1 tRNA gene is annotated in these 265 nt (G+C 43.8%); it reads left to right on the forward strand.

Annotated elements, in window-relative coordinates:
* Positions 1-26: 26 nt before the first annotated feature.
* A tRNA-OTHER gene (locus V6255_RS18075) sits at positions 27-115 on the forward strand.
* Positions 116-265: the final 150 nt, after the last annotated feature.

Here is a 265-nt window from a genome sequence, read left to right on the forward strand (position 1 = left end):
CCTCATACCTTACCACACAGCGCCCTTCCTCTTTAGCTCAGTTCGTAGAGCAACGGACTGTCCTCTTTTTAAGGTATAGCGTGTGTTGCTGGTTCAACCCCAGCAAGAGGAGCCACATTAAAAATCCTGAACATTATTGTTCAGGATTTTATTTGCCTAAAATTTATGATCTCTCTAATACATTAGCAAAGAGAGCACTTCCTCTTTAGCTCAGTTGGTAGCGCATCGGACTGTCCTCTTTTGAAGGTATAGCGTGTGTCGTTGG

Origin of the sequence: Psychromonas arctica (assembly GCF_038155225.1) — a bacterium.
Lineage (GTDB): Bacteria > Pseudomonadota > Gammaproteobacteria > Enterobacterales > Psychromonadaceae > Psychromonas > Psychromonas arctica_B.